This window comes from Pseudobdellovibrionaceae bacterium, from assembly GCA_019637875.1.
Lineage (GTDB): Bacteria > Bdellovibrionota > Bdellovibrionia > Bdellovibrionales > Bdellovibrionaceae > JAHBUW01.
This window is the reverse complement of sequence record JAHBUW010000027.1, coordinates 1-6,062: the sequence shown is the minus strand read 5'-3', so window position 1 is coordinate 6,062 and position 6,062 is coordinate 1. Positions and strand designations below refer to the sequence as shown.

General features: G+C 57.9%; 8 protein-coding genes and 1 tRNA gene. 3 read left to right on the top strand and 6 right to left on the bottom strand.

Annotation, left to right across the window (positions count from 1 at the left end):
* The 4 genes from KF767_19195 to KF767_19180 form a co-directional block, all read right to left on the bottom strand.
* A partial coding sequence (locus tag KF767_19195; GenBank protein ID MBX3020019.1) for a hypothetical protein occupies nucleotides 1-950 on the bottom strand: 950 nt, incomplete at its 3' end.
* A gap of 87 nt (nucleotides 951-1,037) precedes the next feature.
* Nucleotides 1,038-1,598, bottom strand: coding sequence for a hypothetical protein (locus tag KF767_19190; GenBank protein MBX3020018.1), 561 nt, complete (start codon nucleotides 1,596-1,598; stop codon nucleotides 1,038-1,040).
* Between the two features lie 107 nt (nucleotides 1,599-1,705).
* Complete coding sequence (locus tag KF767_19185; GenBank protein MBX3020017.1) at nucleotides 1,706-1,930, bottom strand: VF530 family DNA-binding protein; 225 nt, start codon at nucleotides 1,928-1,930, stop codon at nucleotides 1,706-1,708.
* Nucleotides 1,918-2,667, bottom strand: coding sequence for a trypsin-like serine protease (locus tag KF767_19180; protein MBX3020016.1), 750 nt, complete (start codon nucleotides 2,665-2,667; stop codon nucleotides 1,918-1,920). The genes KF767_19185 and KF767_19180 overlap by 13 nt, the downstream gene beginning before the upstream one ends.
* 177 nt (nucleotides 2,668-2,844) lie before the next feature.
* On the opposite strand from KF767_19180, the gene KF767_19175 reads away from it, so the two are divergent.
* Nucleotides 2,845-4,122 (top strand): acetyl-CoA hydrolase/transferase family protein, encoded by a 1,278-nt coding sequence (locus KF767_19175; protein ID MBX3020015.1) that lies wholly within the window; start codon nucleotides 2,845-2,847, stop codon nucleotides 4,120-4,122.
* Between the two features lie 77 nt (nucleotides 4,123-4,199).
* Nucleotides 4,200-4,340 (top strand): hypothetical protein, encoded by a 141-nt coding sequence (locus KF767_19170; protein ID MBX3020014.1) that lies wholly within the window; start codon nucleotides 4,200-4,202, stop codon nucleotides 4,338-4,340.
* Nucleotides 4,341-4,446: 106 nt separating this feature from the next.
* Here KF767_19170 and KF767_19165 read toward each other — a convergent pair.
* Both KF767_19165 and spoVG read right to left on the bottom strand, forming a co-directional pair.
* A tRNA-Gln gene (locus tag KF767_19165) sits at nucleotides 4,447-4,522 on the bottom strand.
* A gap of 192 nt (nucleotides 4,523-4,714) precedes the next feature.
* Nucleotides 4,715-5,032 (bottom strand): septation regulator SpoVG, encoded by a 318-nt coding sequence (gene spoVG / locus KF767_19160; protein MBX3020013.1) that lies wholly within the window; start codon nucleotides 5,030-5,032, stop codon nucleotides 4,715-4,717.
* Nucleotides 5,033-5,211: 179 nt separating this feature from the next.
* Between spoVG and KF767_19155 the strand changes: the two genes are divergently transcribed.
* The coding region (locus KF767_19155) for a hypothetical protein (GenBank protein ID MBX3020012.1) at nucleotides 5,212-6,062 on the top strand (851 nt) is incomplete at its 3' end.

Below are 6,062 nucleotides of genomic sequence, written 5' to 3'. Positions count from 1 at the left end.
CCCAGGCTTTGGATGCCCACACTGAAAAAACGCGGTGGCTCATCGGGATGATGACGCCGAAGTTCCCACTCTTTGTTTCCGGGGTCGTCAAGGAAGAGGCGGGACTTGAGCGTCGACCAGGGCCGGTCGCAGTCCGCCGGGCTCAGGTGAAAGACCCTCTGCGCGGACTCGTTGTAGTCTTGCAAGAGTTCGCGATCGTTCAGGATCAAAACCGGATCGGGGCTTTGTTGGAAGATGATGTCCTTCGCGATCGGCGAAATGTTTAAAAGACCGTACTTCAAAACCGAGTACAGCACCGAAAAGAGGCCCAGCAGATAGGTGCCGCCCGAAACCATGGCCCAGCGCATGGGGCTGTTGGTGATCACGCAATACATGTCGACGGCCATGCCGAGCAGTCCGCTGGACATGATCAACAGGATTTGGGGGCGTTGCAAAGGGGTCAGATCGCGCAGCCGCCAAAGACTGTAGACGCCGATCAGAAGATTCATCACGAGGGCGTAGGTCATGTGAATCGGAAACCACGCGCCCGTCGTGAACTTCAGAAGCTGGTGACCGTCGATCATGACGATCTCGAACTCTTCTTGCATCAGGTGTTGCCAGTAAGGATTCAGCGAGATCACGGAGGTGATGATCGGAATGATCAAAGCGACGTACAAGAGCGGTCCGCGCCGCAACCGGTCCCAGCCTCCGAAAGCTCCGCTGACGAACATCAGAGCGCTGACCGACATCCAGGCGAAACCGAAATAGCGGAGACGTGAGAAGAAGACCATGTCCTCTTTCGCGTCACTCGTATAAACGCCCAGGCAAAAGTACGAGGTCATCACCATCGCCGCTGACAAAATAATCAGCCAAGTCGCTTCGGGCTTACGCCGATAGGGCCATGCGAAAGCCGCCAGCATCACGCCGCAGGCGATGATGAGGATATGCAGAAAAATCGAAACTTGGACCACGATCAAATCCTAGTCGGTACTTCGACCCGAGCACAACTCGCGAATCCAGATCTCGAGTTGTTGACGATTTTTTCTTATCGCGGCCGATCAGCGAAGGCAGTCGGGCCGGGGTGACGACACGGACACGCGTTGGAGCGTGATGCGGAAGTCGTTGTCGGTGCCGCCGCGGTCGAAGAACTCCTGCCAAGCCGCATGGCGGGTCGAGTTGTAGCATCCGGGAAGGTAGAAATCGTAGTAACCGCGGATGTAGTGCGGATCGGTGATGCTTTCTTGACCATCCGCCGAGCAGGTCGTCGCGGTGGACACGATCTGCAGAGTCGCGACGAAGTTCTCCATCGTCCCGCCGGTGTTCAGGAAGTTCTTCCAGGCCTGGGCGCGACTGTTGTTGTAGCAGTTCGGCAGGTATTGGTCGTAGGCGTTCTTGATTTGCAGATCGAGACCCGTCAGTTGATTCGACCCTTCCGCTCCGGTCACCGCCGTGCTCCCGCCCAGCGGTTCGCGGCTGCTCAATTCGGGGTTGTTGATCCCGAGACCCGAGTACTCATTGCCTTTCGAGAGCGAAGAGGCCTGCGGCGTGGTGTTTTCCGGTACGGAGCAGGCGGCAAGCAGAAATCCCGTCGCGATGACCAAGATCAGTTTGAGTTTCATCGGTCCCCCTTGTTTGTGATCTTAGGATCGCCGATGCGCGCGGGACTTGGGACTGACAAGGGTCGCAGATGACGCCTCAGAGTGAGACGGGGATAACGTCTTGGCGTTTATTTCGCGTTGTCGCGCGGATCCCAGCCGGTGTCCGCGCGCCAGCGGTAAAGCTGCTCGACCTTGTCGCGGGCCCAGGGCGTCCGCCTCAGGAACTTCAAACTCGATTTGATGCTGGGCTCGTGGGTGAAACAGCGGTCACCATCATTTCCAGCGTGATGCCGGGGGCGGGGTGCTTCTTTTTCGGTAAGGCGGGATGGTCGTCCATGCTTCAGCGTACCGATCTATTTTGCGGCTCGGTCACGGCGGACTGGATCCAATCCCGGTCGTATTCCACGTTGCTGTAGAGCGCCGGACCACCCGAGTCGCCGGTACAGACGCCTTGCTTATTCGAAATCTGCGCCTTGAAGTAGAAAATTGAAGGCTCGTAGAAATCGGCCGCGAGTTCGACGGACCTCAGGACACCGGCTCCGCCGGAAGGGTCGATCTCAGAAGTGCGGCCCGAAGTTCGGCCATAGCCCACCGCAAGGAATTTCCAGGTCAGAGGCATCGAGGGAACACTCCGTTGATAGTCGACCGTTTTGACCCCGTCTTGCGGAGCTTCAAGGCGGACGACGGCGAGGTCATTCAGGTAGGACTTCTGCGGATCATAGCCCTTATGCTGAATGAACCCCATGACTTTCAGGCTGACACTGTCTTTCCAGATGTCGACGGACCGATAGACTCGCAGAAGGTCATTGCGGCCCGCCTCCGGAACGCAGTGGGCGGCGGTCAAAAGGATCTCGGGGGTCAAGAAAGTGCCGGTGCAGACGTTCAGCCAATTCGGGTCTTCGTCACGAAACATCACGATCGATGCGACATGGGCCTGAAGGGGAGAGTCCGGCGGGACGGATTCACCGCCGATGATGCTGAAACCCGACGAAGTTTCCAGCTGGGGGGAAGGAGTCATGGGACGTGAGCAGCCCGAGAGGAGCGCGAGCGAAATAAGGCTCAGGGGCAGGAGGCACGGGAAGTGCGACATCGGAACTCCTTCGAAAAACGGATGTTCAGGTTATAGCAAAATCCCATGGGCTTATGACATGCACATATAATGATTTCAGGGGATGTTGCGCGTTTGCGGGCATCGTCCGGGCGCCCCATGCTTTGCGTTTATGAATCCGATTGTGCTCTGATGAGATCTTTAGGTGGAGGGGGCAATTTGAAGGTCTGTGGCACGTTTGAAGAGGCGTTGAAGGCGATTCCATCGGGATCGACGGTGTTCGTGCACGGAGCGGCGGCAACGCCGGTCGAGATGCTTCGGGTGTTCACGTTGAACAGTGAGCATTTGCGCGACATCGAGATGATCCACATCCACACCGAGGGCGAGTGCTTCTACGCCGATCCGAAGTACCGCGACCGCTTCCGCATCACCAGCCTGTTCACCGGCAAGAACCTACGCGGAAAACTCGATTACGAGCATATCGACTATCTGCCGTGTTTTCTCTCCGAGATCCCGCTCTTGTTTCGGCGGGGTTTGAAGAAGATCGACGTGGCGTTGATTCAGGTCTCGCCGCCGGATGCGCACGGCTATGTCTCGCTCGGGGTCAGTGTCGATATCGCAAGGGCTGCGGTCGAGTGCGCGAAGATCGTGATCGCGCAGATCAATCCCCAGATGCCCCGTGTCCACGGGAACGGCTTCGTGCATGTGGACGACATCGACTTCGCGGTGGAATACGAGGCCCCGCTGCATGAATCTGCGCGCAAGCCTTTGAGCGATATTGAACTTCGGATCGGTCGCGAGGTCGCCTCGTTGGTTGAAGACGGCGCGACCTTGCAACTGGGTATCGGCGCCATTCCCAATGCGGTCGCCGAAAACCTGACCGGTCACAAGGATCTGGGGCTGCACACCGAGATGTGGTCCGACGGGGCTTTGTCGCTTTTGAAGAAGGGTGTGATCAACAACTCGCGCAAGGCCTTTCATCCGGGGGTGACGACCTCGGCCTTCGTGATCGGTTCGCGCGCGCTGTATGATTTCATCGACGACAATATGTCGACCATCAATCTCGAGACGACCTACATCAACTATCCGATCAATATCATGCGGAACCCGAAGGTGACGGCGGTCAATTCGGCCGTCGAGATCGACTTGACCGGGCAGGTGTGTGCGGACTCGGTGGGCTCGAAGGTGATTTCCGGTGTGGGCGGGCAGATGGACTTCATCCGCGCGGCGGCTTTGTCTGAAGGCGGGAAGCCCATCTTCGCCATGAGCGCACGCAGTCCGAAAGGCGCTTCACGTTTGGTGGCGCAATTGAAACGTGGGGCGGGCGTCGTCACGACACGGGCTCACGTTCACTTTGTGGCGACCGAGTATGGTGTCGTGAACCTGTTTGGCAAATCCCTGGGCGAGCGGGCGAAGGCTTTGATCGGGATCGCCCATCCCGAGGACCGCGAGCAGTTGGACCGTGACTGGTTCGAAGTGAAGAAGTCGCTTCTCTGAAATCACTTCTTTGAGAGGGAATCGCTTCGCTATGGACGAAAAGGTTCTGGCGCGGATCTTGATCTGGCCAGGTCATCGTGATCGACCGGCCCCGCGTCGACGAGCTGCTGGATACGATTGAGTTCCTGGGGTTGGGGGGCGGAGGGGGCGTGATTTACGCCGAAGCCAGCCCCGAAGGGCCGGCGGATCGGCGAAGCCGATACGTCCCGACGGCGTAAGCCGAGGAAATAAACAGAAATTTTCCGCACAAAACCTCGCGCCAAAATAAACGCAAAGCGAAGTGCGAAGCACCGAGATCAAACCAAAATTGTGAGAGCGGAAAATTGGATGGGGAGGCAGGACTCGAACCTGCGAATGTCAGAATCAAAATCTGATGCCTTACCAACTTGGCGACACCCCAACTGTGCAGAACGCAGTCCGAAAACTAAATAAAAGTCCTACGGGAAGCAAGCGTTCCTGAAGCACGCCCGTGACGAAGCGTGGCGTCAATGCAGAGATTGCTGGGGTTTAAGGCGGGAAGACAAGGGAATGCTGGTTCCCTAAGCATGGGAAAACCCGCACTTCCGAATCGGAAGTGCGACCACGCGACGACCTAATAATCGTCGCCGCTGTCCGGAGCTTTTTGGCGTTTCAGGTTCTGGAGTGAGGCGCCCATGGCTTTGAGTTCCGCTTCGAAGGCCGCGAAGACCGCGTCTTCGATCATGTTGCGGGTCTCTTGGTTCAAGGGATGGGCGATGTCGCGGAACTGTCCGTCTTTGCGTTTCTTCGAGGGCATGGCCACGAACAGGCCCGTTGTTCCCTGGATGACCTTCAAGTCCCGTACGACGAAGGCTTCGTCGAACGTGATCGACACATAGGCCTTCAGTCTTTCCTCATTCACCGGGAAGACTTTCACTTCGGTGATTTTCATTCTGCCTCCACATGCTGAGATCGATGCTGCGATAATCTCAAAATCTTTTGATGCTCATCCTCTATCGGAGACCCCGCCTTTCGACTTAACGAATCCGACCGCCCAAAGGCCGGTCCGTCTCACATTGAGACAAACCTTCGGCTCTAATATGGGTGCGTCCCTTGCTCTTTCAAGGTCCCGTGAACAAACTGGTCCTCGCGCTCAACATAATCCTTTTCATCTCGGCCCTGGCGCTCGTGGGGCCCCGGGCTGTCAACGCGCAAGGCATGCCGCCGACAAATCCCGTCGTCGAGCGGATCTCGACCGGCGCGCTCACGCTGGACGCGGCCGAGAACGACCTCGCCCTGCAAGAGATCCGTCGTGACCTCGAAAGCCTCGATCGCGTGCGGGTGGAAGTGGCGGTCGCCCCCGGACACGGCCACCAAAGCGCGAGCATCCGTTTGATCCAGCGTCTTCGCGAACTCGGCTTCAAGGGCATCACCGAAGTGATTTACCGTGAACACTCCGCGCGCCAGCTGACGACCCTGATCCCGGGCTTCGATTCTTGGAAATCCGAGCAATCGCTCACATCCAAGACTTTGGGGTACCTCGAGCTCATCGCCCACGGCGATTTCATCAAGGATAAGAATCGGCCCGTTCGCGAGCTGGGGTTCAGTGCGGCCTCGGACACGCCGTCGTCGATCTATGATTACCGGGCGCTGAAGGTGAAAAACCTGATCCACCTGCAGCCCCGCAACTGGGTGCGCCGTTCGAGCGACCGCCGGGTGTGGATCGAGGGCGCCACCGAGTGGACCCCGCGCCAATTCGACCTTTCGCATTTGTACCGTCTGGGGACGACGACCACGCCGCCCGAAACCGCGAACATCGAGCCCCTGCTCGAGTCCCTCCAAAACGGCAAAAATTTCTTCCGCGCCTTTTTCCAAGCGGCGCCGACCATCGATGTCATGCCGGCCTACTCCATCGACTTCACCGAAAAACCCGAGAAGGTGATGGAGATGGTTTTGGACGGACTCAAGCACGCCATGGAGCT